Here is a 21,102-nt window from a genome sequence, read left to right on the forward strand (position 1 = left end):
CAATGTGCTCTCTCTCGAGAGCATCTTCGTCGACTGCGGGTGCCACGAGCGAGATCGCGTCATCCGCGAGGGTTGGGTTCAGTCGAGGGGAGTCCGCCTGGTCACGAAAAGGATGTGCTCGACGAAAGCGACGGTTTCTCCCCGCTGATTGACCGTGGTCTCCGTCTGCGTCAGCAGGCCATGGGTCTTGATCTTGTGGTGATCCTTCTTGGCGGTGATCTTCACCTCGACCTTGATCGTATCGCCCGGGAAGACGAGAGCTGGAAAGCGGATCTTGTCGTAGCCATAGTTCATCACGTTGGGATTGGCGCTTTCCGCGCGGAAGATCAGCCCCACGCTAAAGGCGAAGGTCAGAGTGCCGTGGGCAATCGGTTTCTTGAAAGGCTGGGTCTTGCAGAACTCGGCATCCGTGTGGTGGGGCTGCCAATCTCCGGAGTGCATGGCATGCGTCACGACATCGGTTTCGGTGATCGTTCTGCCGGGGGTCACGAAGGACTCGCCGATCTCGTAGTCCTCGAAGAATTTGGGTTCATCGCTCATGGTTCGGTCTCTTGGTTGTTTTGAATTTGGGTGCTTTCTTCCTGTGAAAGGCCGTTCACTTCGGCAGGCCGACGGCTCCGGCTTCAGCCAGCGCCTTGACTTCGTCCTCGCTGTAGCCGAGGGCGGTCAGTTCCGACATCGTGTGCTCGCCAACGCCGGGAGGGGTCTTCGGCTTCACCCTCTCGTAGCCGTCGGAACTGATCTGCATCGGGCTGTCGACGGTGCGGATGCCGTCGGATCCCTCGACGTCCGGGAAGCAGCCGTTGGCGATCATGTGCTCGTCTCCGGTGCACTCGGCCGTGGTTTGCGCAACACTGAAGTTCACGCCGAATTCGCTCAGGCGTTTCCTGACGACCTCGAGATCATGTTGTGCAACGATGCCTTGCATTTCGTCGAACAAGGCCCTGGCGTTCTTCAGTCTCAGTTGTGGTGTTGCGAAACGTTCATCGCCCTTGAGATGATCGGCGCCGAAGGCTTCGCGGAGATTCTCGATATTGTTCGGATTGATTTCCACGATGATGATAAAGCGACCGTCCTTCGTCTTGTAGCGAGCGCCGGCGACTGGGTTTGGCCATTCTTCCATATGGTATTTCGGCATCGGGGGCGTGCCGACCAACGCCGCCTGCATCATGGAGGAGTTCGCCCAGAGTCCGTTGTGCATCAGTGAAGTGAACACCTCTGACCCTTTCCCGGTACGTTCGCGGTGAAACAGGCCTCCCAGGACAGCACCAGCGAGTGTCGCCGAGGTGCCCAGGTCACCAAGGCCGACGGGCAAGGCGACCGGATCGCCGTCCTTGGGGCGAAGTTCCTCCATAATTCCGGTCCGGGCGTACCAAGCGGTGGCGTCGAACCCCGGTGCGTCCTTGTCGGGCCCTTCCTTGCCGAAGCCATTGATCGAAGCAAAGACGATGTCGGGTTTGACCGCCTTGATGTCGTCGTAGGTATGCTTGAGGTGTTTCTGTACCGGGAGGGGTGAATTCGTCAGAAAGACGTCGGCCGTTTCTGCAAGCTTGTGGAGGGCCTGCTGGGCCTCAGGACTCTTGAGGTTGAGGGCGACCGACTTCTTGGTGCGGTTCTGGATGAACGTGGTCCACGGGATCTTGCTTGGCGGGAGTCCTGGCGTCAGGTGCCCGTAGCGCCAGGGGTCACCGCTGAGCGGTTCAATCTTGATCACTTCCGCGCCGAGATCGGCGAGGATGACCGTTGCGTTGGGCGCTGCCGCCATTGAGGCGACTTCGACGACTTTGATTCCTTCGAGGATATTGGACATGGGATCGGTTGCTTTCGTGTGTTCTTCTGGCTTGTGCTGTCGCTTCGGCGGATTCAGAGGGAGCTGGCCGTGGATTCTCGATCCGTTGCCTCGACATCGATGCACTCGACCGAGAGGATCGGGAGTTGGAGGTCATAGAGGGAATTGAGCAGTCCGCAGAGCGCGGCTTGGTCGATGAGGCGTCCCACCAGAACGCTGACCCAAGTGCCGCCGTTGCCGGTGATCTCGCTAAGGTTCAGCCCTTCGAGGTGCCGGGCGAAGTCGTCGCCGAGCTTGCCCGGAACCGTGATCCGGTAGACGGCCGGGGCCGACATGGTCAGGGAGTGAGTGCTTTCCCTCATCTGCCCCCGAAGGTGGCGGAATCCCCGCTGCAGCGCATGGCCCGAAAGGGTACAAAAGAGGGTACAATTCCGACGCTGCGTCGGATGATTACTGCAGCAGTCCCAGCCCCGTCGCCTTGGCGACCGCCTCCTTGCGGCCATGCACGCCCAACTTCTCGTAAATGTTGTTGAGGTGGCGTTTCACGGTGCCCGGGGAGATGAAGAGCGTCTCTGCGATTTCCCGGTTGCTGAGGCGCTTCGCGGCATGGAGGAGGACCTCGTATTCCCGCTTGGAGAGCGCCTCGACGAGTGATCCGGCCGGGGGGCGGGGGACTTCGACCGCCACGTCTCCTTCGGAAGTTGCCGAAGGAACCGACGCAGCACCCCAGATGCTCCCGACGTAAGCGATGCCCTCTTCGTCGAGTTCGAGTTTTTGGAGAAGGGTCAGGAGGAGGGGCAGGCTGGCCGCGATGTCGGCGAAGACACGGACCGATCCTCCGGGCTGTGCCAAGTGCAGGGCTTCGCGGAGGTCTGCGAGAGACTCTTCTCCGCGATCCATGGCATGATTCCAGAGCGCGCGCAGAGCAAGCAGCTCGAAGCGAGCCGCTACCGAGTTCATCTCTGCCGCCGCGTCCACGGTCCGGCCGAGGATCTCTCCCGCTTTCCGCAAACTTTCCGGGGTGTTGGTCGCCAACAGGATCTGCAGGGGGATACCGGCGAAATCGTCGAGAAGATTGGCGACGAAGGGCCGCGAACCGTGGGAGTCCACCCAGGCCAGCGCTTCGGAGAGGTGCCCTTCCCGCAGCGCGACGAGGGCCCTCGTGGATTCGTAGCAAAAGATCGTCCGTGGAGCCTTGTGGCGGTCAAGGAATCCGTGCATCGGCACGAGCAACTCCCTGGACTCGTCCACCTGTCCCCGGGCCAGACAGATCATCACCTCCAGTCGCCGATTGAGAAGGTAGTCCTGGGGGTTGGCCAAGACGACATCGTCATCCCGTTCCGCACAGAATCCCGCCGCTGTTTCCAGATCGTTCAGTTGGTAGCTCGCCCATGCGGATTGGAATCGCGCGTTGACGGCATAGGATCGGAAACCGTGTTCCCGGCAGTGTTCGAGGAAGGTCCCGGAGCACTCGCTGAGGCGGCGACTGTCCCCGAGGTGGAAATTCAAGTGGCACTCGGAGTGGAAGGCTTCCGGATACGGCGCTCCTGCCGCCTCCAATTCCCGCCGGATCCGGTCGATCGATTCTCGTGCGCGCCGGACGTCACCGTGCGCCCGGCAGGCGTTGCTCAGTGGCATGCACAGCAATCCGCGCAGCTCGGTCTCTTCCGGCCACAGTTGATCCAGGATGCCCTCGGCGCGGGTCACGATTTCGTCCCACTTCTTTTCGGCAGCCAGTTGGAAGGTGCAGGCCCATACCGCGACGCCGTGGAGGTAGAGTCGCAGCTTCGCGTCCCCATCAAATCCCACCAGAGCCGCTTCCAAACGATCCGCAGTCTCATACGCCTCCGCGATGCGGACATCTTGGATGAGCTGAATGCAACGGGTGCCCAACAGCACCGGGTGGGCGTCGATCACCGACTGCGGAACCTTCGCAAACCACCGGGTGGTCCGATCGCGGCCGGGAGGATTCTCCATGTTCGAGATCTTTGCGACCAGCAGGTCGGTCACCGCATCGAGGTCATCGGCTTTGAGAAGATGATCGAGCGCCTCGCCGATTAGTTCCTGGGAAGCGAACCACATCGCCGCGCGCTGGTGGGTGCCACGGATTTCCTCCGGGGACTGGCGTAGCTTCAATTCGGCCTGCAGGGTATCCTGGAACAAGTGGTGGAAGCGGAACCACCCCCGGTCCTTGTCGAGGGGGATCACGAACAGATCGGAAGCCACCAGCCAATCGACAAATTCCCGTCCGTCCAGCCCCGGAAACATCGCGTCGCACAAGCCGATATTGAAGCGATCCACCAAAGAGACTCCGAGCATGGCCGCCAGCCGTTCGGCATCAATCTGGTCGAGGATCCCTTCGATCAGGAAGTTGCTTACCAAGGCTGGCGCCGCGGGCATTCGCCTTGTGAAGTCCGCGACGTCCTTCGTATCGCGCAGGGCGACGATTAGCAGGCGTAGGGCCACCGGCCAGCCTTCGAGATGCCTGAGGGCCAGTTCCTTGAGCTCCGCCGGACGGATTACCGGAAGGTTGGCCTCCATGAAGGTGTCGACCTCCTGTTCATTGAACCTGAGGTCGCCGAGGCGGAACTCGTTCAGCTGGCCCTGCCTACGATGGCGGTTCAGTAGGATCGGCGGGTCCCGGCGGGTGACGAGGATCAGGTGGAAGTTGGACGGGGGATGGGCGAGGAGCAGATTCAGGAGATCGCGGATTCCTTCGTGACTCAGGAAATGGAAGTCGTCCACGACCAGGTATACGCGGCCTTCCAGCTTGAGCAGCTCATTGCTGAACAGGCGCACGACCTCTTCGTGATCTGGGAGGCGGTTTGATCTCGCGAGTTTGGCGGAGTCTTCGCACGCGCCCGGCAGGGCAACCTGAATCGCACTGACCAGATGCAGGAAAAAGGACTCGGGGTCGTTGTCGCTCGGGTCGGCCGAATACCAGGCGCTCGTCTCGCCCGCTCCGAAGCTTCCCAGCCACTGGCTGACAAGCGTGCTCTTGCCATATCCTGCGGGGGCGGAGACCAGCGTGAGCGGCGCGTCCTTTCCCTGATCCAGTCGGGCCAGCAATCTTGGCCGCGCGATGACATCCTTCGGCGGTTCCGGCCGGAAGAGCTTGGTAAGGATGACTCTGGATTCGATGGGCACTGCGTATCGTGTGGGCAGTTAGAGTCACCTAAGCTCCGAGGCCGTCCGCCGACAAGGACTTTGCCCCAAGATGGGCGTCTATTCGTGGGGGTTGGCCTCCATGAAACAGATCGCCCGGTCGTTCAGGTCCTATCCGGTAGTCCGGCCATCGCCAGTAGTAGCCGACCGGCCGCAATGCCCAAGTTGTCCTCCTGGCAAACAAATCCAGGGAAGCCGCCGAGACAACAATCGCTTCCCGGTGTTCACAGCTGATCCTCGATCGGCAGGAGGGTCATCAGGCCGTTCATGAAGCGTCGGCCGAAGCTGGTCTCCGGATCGTGGGTCCAGGTCTTGGTTTCGCCATCGACCTCGGCGGTCCAGAGGGTTTTGCCCTTGTCGTCGAGCGTGACGCGGTAGGCGTTCTCCGGGCGGACGCCTTCATCGAGGAAGTCCTCGACCTGCTTGGCGAAGGCCTTGCTGTGAACCAGTAGTCCGATCTCCGAATTGATGTCCGCCGAGCGCGGGTCGAGATTGAAGCTGCCGATGAAAGTCTTCTCGCTGTCGATGACGAGGGACTTCGTATGAAGCGCGGACCGGGAGCTCGTCGCGTAGGGCGCCACCTGCGAGAGCATCGCGGGTGCGTCGGGGCGCAGTTCATAGACCTCCATGCCGGCGCGGAGGACCTGCGGACGACGCTTGGTGTGTCCGGCTTGGGCAGCCACCACGTCGTTGCCTGCGAGGGCGTTGGTCAGCGTGCGGACCTTCACGCCGCGTTCGGTGAGTTGGCGGGTGGTCTCAACGCCGCTGTCGCGGAGGATGAAGTAGGCGGCTTCGATCTTCACCGAGCGCTTGGCGGCGGCGATCTCCGAGTGGAGTTGGATGTTCATCTTTCCGTCCGGATCGTTGCCGCGCATCGACTCGAAGCTGTCGTGAAGCACTTCGCCTTTGGCCCACACCATCTTGTCGGCGATGTCGTCGATCCGGCCGCGCAGGTCATCGACGTCCTGTTTCAGGGGGAACGGGTAGCGTTCCGGCCGGATGTTGCCGCGCAAGACGGCGAGCTGCTCCCGGAAATCGTTCATGTCCGGCACCTCGCGGACGAATCCCTCGATGGGAATGGCGCCCGCGCTGTTCCAGAACTCGTCGAAGGTGGCGGAAATATCGCGGACGATCGGGCCGGCCGCGGCGATGTCGAGGTCGCGATTGTTGAAGCTTTCGCCGAGACCGAAGTATTCGTCCGCGATGTTGCGGCCGCCGATGATGGCGACGGAGTTGTCCATCACCATGATCTTGTTGTGCATCCGCTTGTTGAGCCGGCCGAAGTTGGCAAGGAACTCGGTGGTGCGCAGATTCCGGTAGCGGTGCGGGTTGAAGATGCGGACCTCGATGTTCGGGTGGGCGGCGATCTTGGCGGTGGTGCTGTCGCGTTTCTTGAAGTTCACGTCGTCGAGCAGGAACCGGACGCGCACGCCGCGGTCGGCGGCCTGGATCAGGTGGTCGGCGAGCGTCAGTCCGATGGTGTCGGCGGTCCAGATGTAGTACTGGACGTCGAGGGTCTCGCGGGCGAAGTCGGCCAGAGCGACGCGGCTGGTGAACGCTTCGCGGTTGCCTCCCAAGGCAGCGAATCCGGACTTTCCGGGGTGGCGTCGGGCGGCGGCCTCGAACTGCCCAGCGACGCCGGAGGACGGTGCTTTCTTGAGCGCGGCGCTCGGAGTTTTCGGGACGTCCCGGTAATTGATCCCGCAACTGGCCGTGAGGAGGGTGGCGAGAACGGTCATGAGGGAGGTCAGCAGGATGGGTCGCACGGCGACTTCCGGAGAATCGGGGGTCGGCATCATCGGCGAGACTAGGTGCCGGGATTTCCACACGGCAAGCAGAAGTCGCCCGGGTGTGGAGTCGGAGGCGCGATGGTACGCGTCTGACTGCTCCGGTGTTTCGGAGAGCGGCTTTGCGAGTCGCGGGATCATTCGCTTCGCCGGGCTGGATGAGGCGGCTTGAAAAGCCGCTCTCCCCGTTGCGCACTTGAGCCCGCCGGAACTAGAACGTCAGAGCCAGCCCGAGGATCGGGCCTCCTGAAGCGGCGTCGTAGAGGAAGCCGCCTTTCTGATAGTCAACCGCGGCATGGCGGTAGCCGAGGAACAGGGTGGATGATTCACCGAGGTCGTAGCCGATCAGCGCGACCGCTTGCCAGAGGAAGTCCGAGCTGACGCCGAAGCCGCCGACCTCGCCACGAAGCTGCGCGCTCCACGGGCCACCGAGCCGTTGGTTGAGGCGGAAGCCGATCGCCGGATCGAGCCAGCCTTCGCCCGAGCCGATGCTGGTAACGACGCGACGTCCGAGCAGGCGGAGTTCGTTGTCGATGTCGTAGTAAACGGCACCGGCGAACAGATCGAGGCGGGTGCAATCGGTATCGATCACGCTATAACCGCCGACGAGTTCGAGGCGTGTGGTTTGCGCGGTCAGCTTCGCCTGAGCCGGGGTGTTCCGGAGCGGCGTGTAGGTCGTCAGGGTAAGCGAGTTTCTGAGATAGAGCCCCTCGAGTTGGGCGAACCATGGACCCTTGCGTGCCTCCATCATTCCCATCGCGGTCATGTCGAGGGTGTCGAGGATGTCGCCGAAGGAGATGTCGACCGGCGTGGTGAATCCTCCCGCGCCGATGTCGCCATTGAGGCCCGCTCCCCAGCCGTAGAGGCCGAGGGTGATCTCCCACCCGTTGTCGGTGGTGGTGGTCATGACCGGCTCGGGTGCGGTGGGTGTGCCGGCATGCAGGGCGGTCGTCAGGATGGCCGAGGCGGTGAGGGCGAGAAGCGGAGTCGATTTCATGGCAGGCGATGGTCAGGTGAGTTGATAGTGGACAGGGTCTGTGAGGTCACGTGGAAACGAGTCGGTCGCGGTGGATGAACAAGGAGCGCGGGCCTGCAGGGGCCTCAACATTGGGCGTTGACGGGACCGTGGCAACGGGACCGCGAGAGCCACCTCGAGCGCCACCTCGGTGCGCGACTGGGGTCGCGCGGTCCGGCTGAGGTGCGTGGCGGCGCCGCGCGGTCCGGGTTCGGGTGAGGTCGGCTATGCCTTTTTGCCTCCGCCTTTTTTGTCGCCCTCGGGCTCGGAGGGAGCGAGGAACCACTTGTCCTTCGGTGTGAGGACCGGTTCCTCGGGCTGGGACCTGAAGTTCGGGGACATGATCTGGACTTCGAACTCGTTGAAGGTGTCCTGGATGCGTTGGTGGAGGTCGGAAAGGATCACGCCCTTCTTCGCGACATCCGAGGGGACGAAGCGGAGTTCGTACTCGGCGTAGAAGTCGGAGAGGGCGGTCTGGATGACCCGCGGTTCCGGCTTCTTGCGAATGCCCGGGGTGCGTTCGGTGGCGAGCAGGAGCATCGCGTGGACCTGACGCCATGGCGTGTCGTAGCCGATGGTCACCTTGGTCGAGAGCTCGGTGCGTTGTTCGTTCTCCTCGATCCGCGAGTAGTTGAGTGTCTCCTTGGCGATGAGTACCGCGTTGGGCACGGTGACGTATTCGCGTCTAGGCGTGAGCACTTTCGTCGACAGCAGTCCGATGTCCTGGATCACGCCCTCGGTGTCACCGACCTTGGCATACTCTCCGGTCCGGACCGCCCCGGAATAGAGTACCACAAAGCCGCTCATGACCTGGTTCACGAGGCCGGTCGAACCGAGCGAGAGCACGAGGCCGACGAAGACACTGATGCCCTTGAAGGCGGGGCTCTCCGAGCCGGGGATGTAGGGGTAGGCGATCGTGATGCCGAAGATCCAGACGAGCACGACGACGATGCGGCGCGAGGCGCGTGCGGTATCGCTGCCGAGCCAGCTGTCGTCGTCTTTCGTGTGCTCGAGTTGGCGGAAGAGGTTGTCGGCCAGCCGCGCGACCCAGCGGGTCAGGGCGAAGATGACGATCACCATGATCACGCCGGGGAGCGCGTCGACGAAGCTCTGGAGCAGTCCGGCGGTGAGGGTGCGGAGACGCTCGCCCAATGCATGGCCCCACGGGGCGGTGTATGGGAACTGCCCGAGCACGGTGACGATCCAGACGTAACCGGCGAACAGCGCGACGCCCCAGCCGATCATGACGATCACCCTTCGGATGGCCTGGAGCATCATCGGCCGGAAGTCGAAGTTCCGAACCTTGAGTTGTTTCAGCTTCGAAGTCCGCTGGACCATGTAACGGCGGAGCTTGCGGCCGAGGAAGCGGAGGAACCAGAGGAGGCCCAGGAAAGCCGCGGTCGCTGCGATGGCGACACCGACGCCCTTGAGGATCACGGTGACGCTGCGTTGCTCCCGTTTGGCGTCGCGGACTTCCTCAAGCCGGGAGATGATTGTTTTGGTAAGCGAGTCGAGCGTTTCGCCGGTCGTCGGGTCGAGATCGGTCTCGACGACTGCGAACAGGTGCTCATCGCCGATCATGAACGAGACCGTCTTGAGATCGCCGAGGGAAGTCCGCTCGCCGCGGATGTCCTCGTAGAGCTCGAAGTCCTCGACATCCGCGATCTTCGAGAGCGCGTTGCTGAGTCTTTGCTCGGGTGTCAGATTCCCGAGCGGAGCGCGGAAGACCGTGATCTCGCGGTTCCAGACGACCAGTGGTGCCGGCTCGAACGCGGGGTCCTGATTCTTCGTGTCTTGGGCTCCGGCGAAGGGAGCGAAACCTAGGAGAACGAGGAGGAGGAACAGGACCCGCTTCATGGCAACCTGCTTGTTAGGCTGCCGGCGTCCGGAAGTAAAGACGGGGAAACGAAACGGGCGGCAGGTTTCCCCACCGCCCGTCCATGGCAACCACCGAAAATCAATTCCGTTTGAAGTCGAGTCCCGGGTCCCCGGGCGGACCGCCGGCGAGGACGAACTTCAGCTCGGATTCCTCGGGCATCTGGACCGCGGCGACCATCTGGGTGTCCTCGGTATCGAGGACGAGCAGGCCGCCGTCGTTCATGCTGAACTCGCCATCGAAGGCGCTCGACTTCGAGTCCTTGGTGTAGTCCCAGACGAACTTGCCGTCCGCTTTCAGCGTCAGGGTGATGGTGCCGTCCTCGCCCTTGTCGGCGACCCAGGTGCCGGTGAGTCTCTCAAGCGGCACGACTTCCGGGACGGGCATTTCCTCAAGCGGCTCCTCATCCTCCGCGGGCTCCTCTTCGGCGTCGCTTGCGGAATTCGTGGATGCTTTGCAGAGGTCGGCGAGTTGCTGCGACACGCTGTCGGCCGGTTGGAGTGTCGCCGCGCTCTCGAACTCCTCGGTGGCGCGGTCGAGGTGTCCGCAGACCATGTAGTGGTAGCCGAGCAGGAAATGCGAGCCGGCGTCATCGGGCTTGGCGGCCGAGTATTCCTCAAGCCTCCGGAGCTGGTCGGTGTAGACCTCCTGCGAGCTGTAGAGCGTGACCATCGTCGTCCAATCCCAGCCGGGACCCGAGGCGAGCACCGGGTTCAGCACGCCGGCCGCTTCGCCGAACTTGCCGAGGGCGAACAGGATGAGGGCTCGGTATTCGTGAAGCGCGCCGTCGCCTGGAGCGGCTTCAATCGCCTTGTCACAAAGTTCGAGCGCGACGAGATACTCGCCGATCTTGAACGCGTCCTGCGAGCGGGCGATGAAGGCTTCCGAGTTGCCGGTGGCATCGGCCAACTGCTCTTCGGTTCCTGTCGCCTCGGCGGCGACCACGGTGATCGGCTGCGAGTAGGTCACGTTGCCGACGGGCTGGGCCGGGTAGGGGTTCGAGTAGTTGTTGTAGCCGCTGTCGAAGATCAGCTTGCCGAGGCCCCACGCGACGAGGCCCCAGCCGATCGCTTCGGCGAAGTCGTTGCGGTCGTCGTAGATCACGTATCCCGGCAGAGGACGGTAGCCGCCCCAGTAGTGATGGTGATGGTGGCGGTACCAGCGGTTGTTCCATCCGCAGTTCCAGGAGCCGCCGTACCATGGGCGGGTCGTGGGCCGGCTCCACCATGGGTTGTAGCCCCAGTAGCGGCGGTTGGTCGACCAGTTGACGTTCTTCTGGAAGTTGTTGTTGATGTTGATGACCGTGTTTCCGGAGCCGATGTTGGTATTGCCTCCGGACCACCAGCTGCCGCCACCCGGACGTCCGCCGGGGCGGTTGTTGCTCGGCGGACGGCTGAAGCTCGGCCGCTGGACCGGACGGGTGTTCTGACCGGGCCGCACGGTGGCACCAGGGCGGATCCCGGGGAGCGGCTTGGGCTTGCTCGGCTGGGAAATGCCCGGGCGGTTGATGCCGGTGCCAGGCCGGTTGTTGCCGAGTCCGGGCTTCGTCGAGGGCCGATTGTTGCCGGTCCCGGGCCGGGTGCTCGGCAGGGTCATCGGCTTGTCCGGTTTGGGGTAGGTGATGTTGCCCGGGCGGGTCGAAGGCCGGGTGACCGGTCGGTTCGATGGAAGGGTGGAGGGGCGGGTTGACGGCTTCGTGGACGGCTTGGTCGGCAGCGTCGGCTTGGTGGACGGACGCGTTGTCGGCTTGGTGGGAAGCGTTGGTTTCGTCGATGGGCGCGTCGTCGGTTTTGTCGAGGGCTTCGTCGAGGGCCGGGTCGTGGGAGTGGTGGGCCGGGTCGTCGGTTTCGTGGACGGCTTCGTCGAGGGCCGGGTGGTTGGAGTGGACGGCCGCGTGGTCGGCCGGTTGTAGGTCGGTCGGGTGGCTGGCTTGGCGGTGGGGCGCTGGTAGGTCGGCTTCTTGATCTTCGAACCGGTGATCGGGCTGCGGCTCGGAGCCGGGCGCGAAGCGGGTTTGGAGTAGGTCGGTTTGGAGGGCTTGGAGAACTTCGCTTTCGAAGGGGCGCTCCTTGAGAGTCCGCCCTTGTTGGTTTGGGAGCCGAAGCCGCGCGCCATCGCGTCGTTTAAGAAGAGAGAGAAGCAGATCACCTGGATGGTGATGACTTTGCAGAGAAGTTTCATCGGATAGGAGGTTAGGGGTTTCACTCGGTGGCGGCGGACTTCGGTTCCGGCGGGCGGCGGACGACCCTGACGGTCCGTTCGGGCTGGGCCTCGCCACCGAGCAGTTGGTCGCGGGTGGTCCATGCGAAATGTTCGCTGGAGGGATCGAGGACGAGGGTCTGGGTGGAAACGTTGCTCTCACCATCGGCGGTGACGCCACGGGTGCGCAGCATCCAGCTGGCCTCGTCGACCTCGGTCCATTCCGACTTGGTGAAGCCGCCGAGGGCGTCGAAGCCCCACGAGGTGTAGCCCTTTCGTTTCGGATCCCAGGCGATGCGCCAAGTGGCCGACGTGCTTTCCTCGCCGGCCTCCTCGGTCAGCGCTCGGCCGTCGATGAACGGACCGTCGTCGCTCCAGTCAAAGGTGATCCAGGTGGTCGATCCGCCGGCCTGGATCTTCCAGTCGCCGACGATCCACTCGAGCCCGAGCATCTTCTCGCTCGGCGGGGCGGTGTCCTCCAGCGAGTCGCGCACGCTGGCGGTCAGCCATGAGCCGTCGTCCTGCTGGACCTGGACCGCGGTGTAGTTGTGCGAGATGACTTCGCCATCCGGAGCGGTCACGTGGAAGGTGCCTTCCTCGATCGCGATGGCCGGCGTGACGAAGCGCACCGAGCCCGCCTCGAGCGCGGCTTGCGGCGTCTCTTCCGGGGAGAAGATCTCGGCGTAAAACTCCTCGATCTCATCGCGGCCCGAAACCACGCCGCCGTCGGCCAGCGTGATCTCGCCGTCGGGAAGGAACAGCTTGGCCAGCGCCGCAGCGTCGCCCTTGTTGTAGGCATCGACGAACGAGACCGCCGACGCCTCGAGTTTTTCCAGTTTGGCGGCGTTCGGGTCATCGTCCTGTGCATGGAGTGCCGTCCACGGCAAAAAGGCGATGACCGAGAGGGTCCGAATTACATTCGCAGACATAGACCACATTGATGGCCCATTCCTTCTGCGAGAGAAAGCAGTTTTTCGTGTCTGTCCGGTCGGAATGCCGGGCTTGCCGATTCCGCTCAGAAGAAGAAGCGTGCCGCCACACTGGTGGTCCAGCCGCTGTAAATCCGCTGTCCGTCCGACTCGAGGCGGTCGTACTGGACTCCGGTCATGAGCTTCACGTTCTCGCCGCAGAGATACCAGTTCAGGCCGGCGTAGAGGTTGTGGTGCTCGTCGCCGCGGCCGCCATTCAGGGCAAGGCCGAGACGCTGCTCGGCGACGCGAGCGTAGCGGCCGTTGAGGCGGATGCCGTCCGGTTCCTCGGCCCCCTGATACTGGTAGCGGAGGACCAGCTTCAGTTTGCCATCGACGATCCAGTACATCGGCATGACGTAGCCGCCCCAGAACATGCCTTCGCGGCGCGGATTGGTCTGGTCGCCATTGTCACCGATGCCGAGCGACGTGTGGACGGCCCACGGGCCCCGGCCGATCCGCGAGACGCCCGCGAGTGCCCACTCAATGCCGCCCGCGAGACGGTCTTCGGGAATGTCGGCATCCTGGTAGAAGAAGGAGAACCAGAGATCGTTCATGTCGAAAGGGGTCATTCCCGCGAAGTCACCCTCCCACGAAACGAAGAGCATGGTGCCTGCATTCCAACTCGGCATGTATCCCGACTCGTCGGTGGACACCACAGCGATATCCACGGTGGAGAGGCCTTTCGTGAATTTCAGCCACGCGGCGAGAGGGTTCGAGCCGTCTTCATCGTTCGGCCACATCTTGTTGGAGAAGTCGGCCCGCTCGATCGTATTGATGTGCGTGGCGGAGCGCTGCCATTGATCGGTCATCCGGATCGAGCGGCGGCCGTAGCCGAACTCGAGGCTGTCGACGGCCTCGATGCCGAACGCCCGCCCGGCGTCGAAGCTCACGTAGGCGCTGCGGAAGTTCTCGTGTCCGAGTTGCCATCTGCCTCCGGCAGGACCGAGGTCGCGCGAGGCGTTCGAGGCGAACTTGAACTTGAAGTAGTCGAGGAAGCGCCCGTTGAACCCCCACCAGAAACGGCGGTTCTCGTCATAGACATCGTTGAAGTGCCGTCCGTTGCGGTCCTTGCCGTCGATGTAGGTGTACTGGTGGTGATAGACGAGGTAGAGATTCAGCTCCTGAAGGTAGGGATTCTCGTCGTTCTTGTAGAGCTTCGGAAAGTCCACGAGCGACTTGCACCAGTCGCCACCGGAAGGGGAAGGAGGTTGGGAAACCGGAGTCTTCGCTCCAAGCTCACCCGCTTGGGCGGCGTGGAATGCCAGCATGACCGTGAAGCCAATGCCGAGGATGCGAACAGGGATTCTCATGCGTCGAGCGTCCGTCGCTTGCTCCAGCGCCGTCAAGTGATGATGCCCGGTCCCGAACCAAAACCGGCAAACTGCGGCACTCATGAAATTTCCGGATCTTCGGAGCGGTATGGGCGCGATCATTTTCATGAGCTTGCCCAGCGCTTCGACTTTCAACTGGTCCGGAATCTTCAAACCGCACGACGGCCGTCTTGAAACGCTGCAGGCCCAGTTCCACTGGACCTTCCGGGTGACTGCCGCCCTTTGCTTCATCGGGCACGGGGCTTGGGGGGTGATCACCAAGTCCGGGTGGCTTCCGTTTTTCCAATCCCAAGGCATCGAGCCCGGGATTGCCTGGAAGCTCCAACCGCTGATCGGAGCGTTCGACGTCCTGATGGCGCTTGTGCTGCTGTGGAAGCCGCGTCGGATCGTGGTGATGTGGATGTTTCTGTGGGGTTTGTGGACGGCGATCCTCCGGCCGCTCGCGGGAAATCTGAAGAAGGAGCAGGTTGATGGCGAGTGGGTGGTCTCACTGGCAACCGACTCCATGCATGTGCCTAAGATGCAGACTTGGGAGTTCTGGGAACGGGCAGGCAACTGGGGCCCGCCATTTCTACTGCTGCTGATGGCCGGCGGCTTCGTGATGAGTCGCAAGGATTGGCTGGGCGCCTATGTCGAGCCGGCGATGACCGCCGCGAAGGCGAACACCATATGGTGGCTGTCCCGCTTTTGTGTGGGTGCCCTGATGGTGGGGCATGCCGGGTTCGGCTTCGGCGTGAAGAAGCAGATGCTGATCGACCATTGGCAGGCCGTGGGTGTCGATGCCGATGTCTCGACCATCGTCGCGATCGGCTGGGCGGAACTCGCACTTGGCTTCCTCGTGTTCCTTCTGCCGCTGCGCCCGATCGTTTGGCTGGTTCTGGTATGGAAGCTCTTCACCGAGTTTCTCTACGTGCCGGCCGACACCGTGACGGGGAAAGGTCTTCTCAACATCTTCGAGTGGATCGAGCGGTGGGGCGACTACGGGTTGCCACTGGCGATGTTGTTCTTCATCGGCTGGCGCAAGGCCCGGACGGCACCGAAGGATCCGGCGGTTGCGTAATCGTGTCTGCGACTACGCAGATGCACGTAGCCGTGTGACGACACCGTCACATTCACCGTTTTGCGTCTGGGTCGCGTCCGGAGACGATCTCGCGCCTTGCCCTGATGAGATTCGTTTTCTGGCCGCACCTTATCGCCGAGGCTGGAACGAATGCCGGTGGTTCCAGCATCGCCGAGGTGTGTTCGGGTGTCGGGTTGGGCGCGCTGATCGCGGTGCCTGTCTCCCTGCTGGGAAGTGTCATTGGCGCGCGGGCGGGAATGGTGCCCGAGAGATGGTTCGATTCGCTGATCGGGTCGATCGGTCGATTGCCGACGCTGCTCACCTCGGTGCTGTTGGGTTTGTTTCTGGTTTCCCGGGGAGTGAATGAGTCGCCCGCCATGTGGGGCATGGTGGCCATGGTCGCGGGCACGCCGGTGATCTGGCGGATTTCGGCCCGTGCCTTGTCCGAGCTGCCGGTCGGCATTCTCGAATCGGCGCTTGCGTTGGGTTTGTCGCGCCTCAGGACCTTGTGGGTCGTCGGATATCCAGTCGTGGGTCCGGCCTTGACGGGAGCGGTGGTGGTCGGAGTGGCCCGGGCCCTGACGGTTGGCTGGCTGGTATACGAGCTGCGCCAGACGCAGAAGGCGCCGCCGGTTTCCGAGTGGTGGCAGGTCGTCGCGGTTGTCTCGGTTGTGACACTTTTGGGTTCTTGGTTGCTGGGAGTGGGCAGGAGAAAGTCCAAGGCCTTGGAAAGGGCGTCGTCATGACAGAAGCGGAACAGGTTGAGAACTGGTCGGAAGGCCAGCTGCCCGGAATCGAGTTCATCGATTTCCGGCTGCGGGTTGGCAGCCATGAGGTGATCCGTTCCGCGACCCTTGCTTTCGAACCTGGCGCGGTGACGGGTCTGCTGGGACCGACCGGATCCGGAAAGACGAGCCTGCTTCGTGCGATTGTCGGTCTTGAACACTTCACCGGTGTCGTCACCCGCAGGTCGGGCGATGTCCGGATCGGCGGCCTCGACATCGTGCGCACCAGGTCGGATCTGCGCCGACTGCGAAGCCGGGTCGTGATGATCCCCTCCGCAGGCGCACCGTTTTCCTTTTCGGTCTTCGACAACGTCGCCGCGGCTTTGCGGGAGCAATGCAAGAACCGCGCCGAGCTGCGTCAGCGGGTGAGCGAAACGCTTGAGCGCTGCGGGTTGGGTGACGTTCCCGCCGGCAAGCCCGCGCTGGCTCTCGGCCATGGGCAACGCCGCTTCTTGTGCGTCGCCCGTGCGCTCGCGCTACGTCCCGCGGCCCTCTTGCTCGACGAGCCTTTCGACGGACTCGATCCGTTCGAATCGAGTCGGATGGAGCAGCTCATCGCCTCGCTCGCCGGGCGCCACACCGTTGTTCTCGCGACCCAGCACACCGAGCGGGCGGCCGCGGTCTGTTCGAGGATGCACCTTTTGATCGGTGGCGAACTCGTCGAATCGGGTACAACTTCCCAAATGCTCGCCAGTCCGAAAGACCGTCGGACCGAAGCCTATCTCAGCGGCCGGCCTGCGGTCGCATCTGTTGAATCATGAATTCCCAAGCATCGCACTACCTCGGAGACTTCGACTCGGCGCTGCAGGCGCTGCGCTCCGAGGTCTTCTCCATGGCGGACATGGCCAAGCACAACATCGACCGGGCCATCCGGGCGTTGGTCGAACAGGATCTCGACCTGTGCCGGACGGTGATTGCGGACGACAACGAGGTGGATGAGGCGGAGCGTCGGGTCGACCGGATGGGGATGGAGGCGATCGCCCGTTTCAAGCCGGTGGCGACCGACCTGAGGATGGTGATTTCCTCGATGAAGATCTCGACCAACCTCGAGCGGGTGTCCGACCACGCGGTGGGCATTGCGAAACGGGTGCGGAAGATCCTTCGCTGCGGAGAGGTGGCGGAGTTCACCTATGCCGACCTTCTCTACTCGATGGCTTCGTCGATCCTCGCCGATGCCGTCGCTTCCTATGCGGATGGAAATGTCGAACTGGGTGCCTCACTCAGCGAGCGCGACAAGGAGCTCGACCGCGCCTACAAGCGCTGCACCAATTCGCTGAGTGACTCGCTCGGCCGCTCCGAAGGGAATTCCGAGCTCTACCTCCATCTGATTTTCATCCTGAGGTCCTTGGAGAGGATCGGCGACCTGGCGGTGAACATCGGCGAGGATGCCGTGTTCATGGAAGCCGCTCGCGACATTCGCCACGGCCACGCCCTCGACGAGGAACCGATGCCGGAAAACCAAGGCTGAAGCCCGTCGGCAAACCGCTCAGGAATCTTCGTCGGGAGAGTCGCTTTCCTGTTCCGTTGCCGTCTCCGCGGGCGCGTCGGCGGCAGGTTCGTCAGCGACCACCTTGGTGACGAAGATCGGGAGGGCGAGGGCCAGCACGATCGCGACCACCGAGCCGAGGAAGGCCTTGCCGGCATCCATGAACACGATACGGGCGACCACCGGTTTGCCGCGGTGACGGAGCTTCATCGCGAGACCGATCTCGCGGCCTGCCAGCAGGCCGAGGAAGACCCAGGTCGTGCTCATCGGCATCTTCGGCGGCCATGGCACGTCCATCCCCATTTTCTCGAAAAGGGCCGGGATGTAGTCGACCTTGAACATCAGTAGGACCACGCCGTAGAGCAGGTCGATGAAGGTCGCCGAACGGACGTCGAGGGTGTTCGTCTTGGAGGTGACGACTGCCTGGATCTTTCCACCTTTCTGTCGGATCAGATAGCCCTGAAGCGCGACCATCCCGCCGAGGGAAAGCACGAGGCCGCCGACGTGCAGCTCCCGTGGCAGATAGGCGAAAATGTTCGCGAGGTCCTGAACCAGCCACATGCTCCACAGGAACCCCGTGGAGAGCCACTGGAAGACCATCCAGCCTGGGTGGGGCTTGTCCTTGACCTCGTCCGGTTCGTTGTAAAACCGGCGCTCGAGTGCGCCGGTGACGAGGAAGAAAATGACGAGGCCCAGGACAAAGGCGATGGCGTAGCCGACCAGCGACTTCTGCATCATCGATCCGAAGAGGTCGATGGCACCCTGCGCCGATTTGCCCTGCTGGGCGGCGACCAGACCTTTGAAGGCGGTCAGGACCAGCAGCGAGGTGCTGACCGGAATACCGGCGCGGGTCAGCAGCACGAGCGCGAGTGGGGGGAGGACGAAGAGCCACGTGAAGTATCCGCCGTAGGAATGGGGGAACGGCACCTCTTTGCCCGGTGAGTTGAGCCGTCCGAAAGCGGGGTCTCCCGCGTTGATCATCCAGCCCCAGGTGACCGTGACGATCATGATTCCGGAGATCCAGATCCAGAGGATCCACCACGGTCGCTTTGCGTTGGAGCTGAGAAAGGTGCCTAGGGTTTGGATCGAGTCGTTCGCCACAATGGCGTAGGCGGCGAGCGCGAAGGCGAGAATCATCCAGAGGGTGTCCATGCGCGGGAGAGCAACGGATGCCGGTGAAGCGTCGGCAAGGCGGGACCGTGTGCGACGCGTGACGTTATCGTCACCGAACTGTCGCTTCAGAGCATCTTTCGGATTGAACCGAGACGCTTTGTCGGTAGTCTGCGCTGCAATTATTGATATGGAGAATGGAAGTTTCTCTTAATCGTTCAGTTTTGGTGCTGAACCGTTTCTGGCAGCCGGTGCAAACCTGCTCGGCGCGTCGGGCGCTGAAGCTTCTCTGTCTCGGGCATGCCCAGGCGCTGCAAACGGAGGGCGAGGAGAAGTTCCGGACCCATGACTTTTCGAGCTGGGCGGAGTACTCGGAATCCGGAGCGGTCAAGGAACTCGTCCACTCGGTGAGCATCGTCCTCGGCGTGCCGCGAATCATCGTGCTGTCGCTCTACGACAAGTTTCCGCGGCTGCAGGTCCGGCTCACGCGCCGCAACGTCTTCCTGCGCGACCAGTTCACCTGCCAGTACTGTGCGAAGGAGTTCTCCGAGCCCGAGCTCAATCTCGATCACGTGATGCCGCGCGACAAGGGCGGGCGGATGACTTGGGAAAACATCGTCACTTCCTGCATCCGCTGCAACACGCGCAAGGCCAACAAGCTTCCGAAGGAGGCGAACATGCATCCCTTAAAGAAGCCGGTGACTCCTAAGTGGCGGCCGATCTTCGGGCTACGCGGATACAACGGTTCGCCGGACGACAGCTGGCGCCATTTCCTCGAGCCCGACCGCACGGCGGTCCGGATGTCGGCCTGATGTTGGGGCGGGTCAGGGGAGTTCGCTTAGTCCGACGTCGAATCGGTAGCAGCGTGCCGGATGCAAGGGACCGGCGGAGTTATCGATGATCACCCGTTCGACCGGGCCGCTGTCGAGGCCGGTGTCGAGTGGCGGACCCATCGGGAACCAGTCGACCAGGTTGTCGGAATACTCGCACTGGTAGAGGTAGTCCGGCTCCGAGGTGAAGTGGAGCAGGGTGCCGTTGATGATCGTGATCGGGGTGTCGGCATCCTGCGGGTTCGAGTTCGGGCCGAGCAGGTAGAAGGCCGTGTCCAGACCGGGTTCGAAGGGCAGGGCGTGGGTGTAGCTCGATCCGGCATTCGCGCTGGAGTGCGGATCGCCCGACGGGAACCAGTCGCCGAGGTTGGTCGAGTAGAGAAGCTGGTACTGACGGCCGGTTTCGGCGGTGAATTGGGCCGCCTTGCCCCGCGTGATGCGTATGCTGTCGACGAGGTCGTCGGGGATTGGGACGATCACCTCGGTCAGAATCGAGGCTCCCGAAATGGCCCAGGCCGCCTGCTCACCGGAGGGATTGATGCCGTTGCCCGCGACCACATCGCCATTGCTCGAAACACCGACCGCGCTGGTGAGCGTCCAGCCGGTCAGACTGACGCCGAGACCTTCGAGCACTGTCGAGAGTTTCCGCAGACCATTCGCGGCGTCCCAGATCACCGCGACGGTGCCGGTGTCGTCGCTGCTCTCCCCAACCGCGAATGTGCCGTCGCCGCTGACGGCGAGAAGCTTGCAGTAGGTGTCGCCACCCGGCAGGTCGCCGACCGACATCGGGACGCCTGCTGTCCAGACCACGCCTTCGAGCCCGTCGGCTGATTCACCGTTTCCGACGATCACCTGCGAGTCGTCGGAAATGCCGAGTGCTTGGGAAGAGAGCGCACCTCCGGGGAGGTCACCGAGCCCGCTGATGCCGCTGGCGGAAGTCCACTGGAACGCTTCGCTGCCCTGCTCGACGATTACCGGAGGCGGGACGTAGTTGTCGGTAGGATCGGGATCCGGAACGCTTTGGAAGATCGTAAAAGTGCTTGTTCCGATGACGGTCTGGCCATCTGCCGAGATGTCGTCGGCTTGGGAAATGATCCCGTAGCTGTCACCGACCTGGGTGGGCGTGGGTGTCAGCACCCCGACGCTTTGCATCGTGCCGCTGGTGGCACCGGTGGCGGTCCAGATAAAACCGCGGAAGCCGTTGTTGCTGGTGCTGGTGCCGACGACCTTCTGGCCATCGTCCGAGATTCCGCGGGCGTCGGAGTTCCGGTAGCCTGAAGTGTTGAGGGTGCCGAGCTGCGTTTGGCCGGTGCCTTCGATCCAGCGGGAAGCCCGCACGGTTCCGACACCCAGCACCACCGTGCCGCAGGCTTTGGTCCCATCACCCGAGATGTCGGCCGCGTTGGACTGGAACGGACTGTTCGGCAGGTCACCGAGGCCCAGTCCCGTGCCGGGAAGCGTCCACCGGGCAGCTTCCGTGCCGCTGGCCGAATCGCTTTGGCCGCAGACCATCAGACCGTCAGCCGATACGCCCCAAGCACGGCTCAACACCTCTCCGCCCCCGAGATCCGGCAATTCCACGAATTCGGGCAAGTCGGGGCCGGCTGCGTGGAGGCAGGGGCTGGCCATGCCGAGGACTACGGCGCAGCATCGGATCGGTTTCCGGGTCAATTGGGGCATCGCGACGGGCAGTGAAGG

The 21,102-nt window shown here is 63.0% G+C and carries 17 protein-coding genes; 5 read left to right on the forward strand and 12 right to left on the reverse strand.

What is annotated here, in order from left to right; translation table 11 throughout:
* Positions 1-78 precede the first annotated feature (78 nt).
* From HAHE_RS17885 to HAHE_RS17930, 10 genes are all read right to left on the reverse strand, one after another.
* Positions 79-540 carry a MaoC family dehydratase gene (locus tag HAHE_RS17885; protein ID WP_338686359.1) on the reverse strand — a complete coding sequence of 154 codons (462 nt, stop codon included), beginning with the start codon at positions 538-540 and terminating at the stop codon, positions 79-81.
* 55 nt (positions 541-595) lie between these two features.
* Complete coding sequence (locus HAHE_RS17890; protein WP_338686360.1) at positions 596-1,810, reverse strand: CaiB/BaiF CoA-transferase family protein; 1,215 nt, start codon at positions 1,808-1,810, stop codon at positions 596-598.
* A gap of 53 nt (positions 1,811-1,863) precedes the next feature.
* On the reverse strand, positions 1,864-2,124 hold the full coding sequence (locus tag HAHE_RS17895) for a hypothetical protein (protein WP_338686362.1): 261 nt from the start codon (positions 2,122-2,124) through the stop codon (positions 1,864-1,866).
* A 115-nt stretch (positions 2,125-2,239) separates the two neighbouring features.
* The gene (locus HAHE_RS17900; protein ID WP_338686364.1) at positions 2,240-4,936 is read right to left on the reverse strand and encodes a helix-turn-helix transcriptional regulator; all 2,697 of its coding nucleotides are present in this window, start codon (positions 4,934-4,936) and stop codon (positions 2,240-2,242) included.
* 242 nt (positions 4,937-5,178) lie between these two features.
* A complete protein-coding gene (locus tag HAHE_RS17905; RefSeq protein WP_338686365.1) occupies positions 5,179-6,753 on the reverse strand; it encodes a phospholipase D family protein in 1,575 nt (524 codons plus the stop codon).
* A 199-nt stretch (positions 6,754-6,952) separates the two neighbouring features.
* A complete protein-coding gene (locus HAHE_RS17910; RefSeq protein WP_338686367.1) occupies positions 6,953-7,738 on the reverse strand; it encodes a hypothetical protein in 786 nt (261 codons plus the stop codon).
* A 243-nt stretch (positions 7,739-7,981) separates the two neighbouring features.
* Complete coding sequence (locus HAHE_RS17915) at positions 7,982-9,613, reverse strand: mechanosensitive ion channel family protein (RefSeq protein ID WP_338686368.1); 1,632 nt, start codon at positions 9,611-9,613, stop codon at positions 7,982-7,984.
* A 100-nt stretch (positions 9,614-9,713) separates the two neighbouring features.
* Entirely contained in the window at positions 9,714-11,813 is a 2,100-nt protein-coding gene (locus HAHE_RS17920; protein WP_338686369.1) for a tetratricopeptide repeat protein, read from the reverse strand.
* Positions 11,814-11,833: 20 nt separating this feature from the next.
* Positions 11,834-12,760: an SgcJ/EcaC family oxidoreductase gene (locus HAHE_RS17925; protein ID WP_338686370.1), complete on the reverse strand. Its 927-nt coding sequence runs from the start codon at positions 12,758-12,760 to the stop codon at positions 11,834-11,836.
* Positions 12,761-12,846: 86 nt separating this feature from the next.
* Positions 12,847-14,112: a hypothetical protein gene (locus HAHE_RS17930; RefSeq protein WP_338686372.1), complete on the reverse strand. Its 1,266-nt coding sequence runs from the start codon at positions 14,110-14,112 to the stop codon at positions 12,847-12,849.
* A gap of 127 nt (positions 14,113-14,239) precedes the next feature.
* On the opposite strand from HAHE_RS17930, the gene HAHE_RS17935 reads away from it, so the two are divergent.
* The 4 genes from HAHE_RS17935 to phoU all read left to right on the forward strand — a co-directional run bounded on the left by HAHE_RS17935 (position 14,240) and on the right by phoU (position 17,446).
* Positions 14,240-15,193: a hypothetical protein gene (locus HAHE_RS17935; RefSeq protein ID WP_338686374.1), complete on the forward strand. Its 954-nt coding sequence runs from the start codon at positions 14,240-14,242 to the stop codon at positions 15,191-15,193.
* 104 nt (positions 15,194-15,297) lie between these two features.
* Positions 15,298-15,939, forward strand: coding sequence for an ABC transporter permease (locus HAHE_RS17940; protein ID WP_338686376.1), 642 nt, complete (start codon positions 15,298-15,300; stop codon positions 15,937-15,939).
* Complete coding sequence (locus HAHE_RS17945) at positions 15,936-16,739, forward strand: ATP-binding cassette domain-containing protein (protein WP_338686377.1); 804 nt, start codon at positions 15,936-15,938, stop codon at positions 16,737-16,739. The genes HAHE_RS17940 and HAHE_RS17945 overlap by 4 nt, the downstream gene beginning before the upstream one ends.
* Entirely contained in the window at positions 16,736-17,446 is a 711-nt protein-coding gene (phoU, locus tag HAHE_RS17950) for a phosphate signaling complex protein PhoU (RefSeq protein WP_338686379.1), read from the forward strand. The genes HAHE_RS17945 and phoU overlap by 4 nt, the downstream gene beginning before the upstream one ends.
* A gap of 18 nt (positions 17,447-17,464) precedes the next feature.
* On the opposite strand, the gene HAHE_RS17955 is transcribed toward phoU, so the two are convergent.
* Positions 17,465-18,601 (reverse strand): hypothetical protein, encoded by a 1,137-nt coding sequence (locus HAHE_RS17955; protein ID WP_343218220.1) that lies wholly within the window; start codon positions 18,599-18,601, stop codon positions 17,465-17,467.
* A 200-nt stretch (positions 18,602-18,801) separates the two neighbouring features.
* Here HAHE_RS17955 and HAHE_RS17960 point away from each other — a divergent pair, with 200 nt between their 5' ends.
* Positions 18,802-19,386: an HNH endonuclease gene (locus HAHE_RS17960; protein WP_338686382.1), complete on the forward strand. Its 585-nt coding sequence runs from the start codon at positions 18,802-18,804 to the stop codon at positions 19,384-19,386.
* A gap of 12 nt (positions 19,387-19,398) precedes the next feature.
* On the opposite strand, the gene HAHE_RS17965 is transcribed toward HAHE_RS17960, so the two are convergent.
* The gene (locus HAHE_RS17965; RefSeq protein ID WP_338686383.1) at positions 19,399-21,033 is read right to left on the reverse strand and encodes a hypothetical protein; all 1,635 of its coding nucleotides are present in this window, start codon (positions 21,031-21,033) and stop codon (positions 19,399-19,401) included.
* Positions 21,034-21,102 lie beyond the last annotated feature (69 nt).

Source organism: Haloferula helveola (assembly GCF_037076345.1).
Classification (GTDB): Bacteria; Verrucomicrobiota; Verrucomicrobiia; order Verrucomicrobiales; family Akkermansiaceae; genus Haloferula; species Haloferula helveola.

Coding starts and splice junctions, on each gene's coding strand:
- HAHE_RS17920 (WP_338686369.1), bottom strand. CDS start 11,813: ATGAAACTTCTCTGCAAAGTCATCACCATCCAGGTGATCTGCTTCTCT.
- HAHE_RS17905 (WP_338686365.1), bottom strand. CDS start 6,753: ATGATGCCGACCCCCGATTCTCCGGAAGTCGCCGTGCGACCCATCCTG.
- HAHE_RS17955 (WP_343218220.1), bottom strand. CDS start 18,601: ATGATTCTCGCCTTCGCGCTCGCCGCCTACGCCATTGTGGCGAACGAC.
- phoU (WP_338686379.1), top strand. CDS start 16,736: ATGAATTCCCAAGCATCGCACTACCTCGGAGACTTCGACTCGGCGCTG.
- HAHE_RS17935 (WP_338686374.1), top strand. CDS start 14,240: ATGAGCTTGCCCAGCGCTTCGACTTTCAACTGGTCCGGAATCTTCAAA.
- HAHE_RS17890 (WP_338686360.1), bottom strand. CDS start 1,810: ATGTCCAATATCCTCGAAGGAATCAAAGTCGTCGAAGTCGCCTCAATG.
- HAHE_RS17940 (WP_338686376.1), top strand. CDS start 15,298: ATGAGATTCGTTTTCTGGCCGCACCTTATCGCCGAGGCTGGAACGAAT.
- HAHE_RS17925 (WP_338686370.1), bottom strand. CDS start 12,760: ATGTCTGCGAATGTAATTCGGACCCTCTCGGTCATCGCCTTTTTGCCG.
- HAHE_RS17885 (WP_338686359.1), bottom strand. CDS start 540: ATGAGCGATGAACCCAAATTCTTCGAGGACTACGAGATCGGCGAGTCC.
- HAHE_RS17930 (WP_338686372.1), bottom strand. CDS start 14,112: ATGAGAATCCCTGTTCGCATCCTCGGCATTGGCTTCACGGTCATGCTG.
- HAHE_RS17910 (WP_338686367.1), bottom strand. CDS start 7,738: ATGAAATCGACTCCGCTTCTCGCCCTCACCGCCTCGGCCATCCTGACG.
- HAHE_RS17895 (WP_338686362.1), bottom strand. CDS start 2,124: ATGTCGGCCCCGGCCGTCTACCGGATCACGGTTCCGGGCAAGCTCGGC.
- HAHE_RS17915 (WP_338686368.1), bottom strand. CDS start 9,613: ATGAAGCGGGTCCTGTTCCTCCTCCTCGTTCTCCTAGGTTTCGCTCCC.
- HAHE_RS17965 (WP_338686383.1), bottom strand. CDS start 21,033: ATGGCCAGCCCCTGCCTCCACGCAGCCGGCCCCGACTTGCCCGAATTC.
- HAHE_RS17945 (WP_338686377.1), top strand. CDS start 15,936: ATGACAGAAGCGGAACAGGTTGAGAACTGGTCGGAAGGCCAGCTGCCC.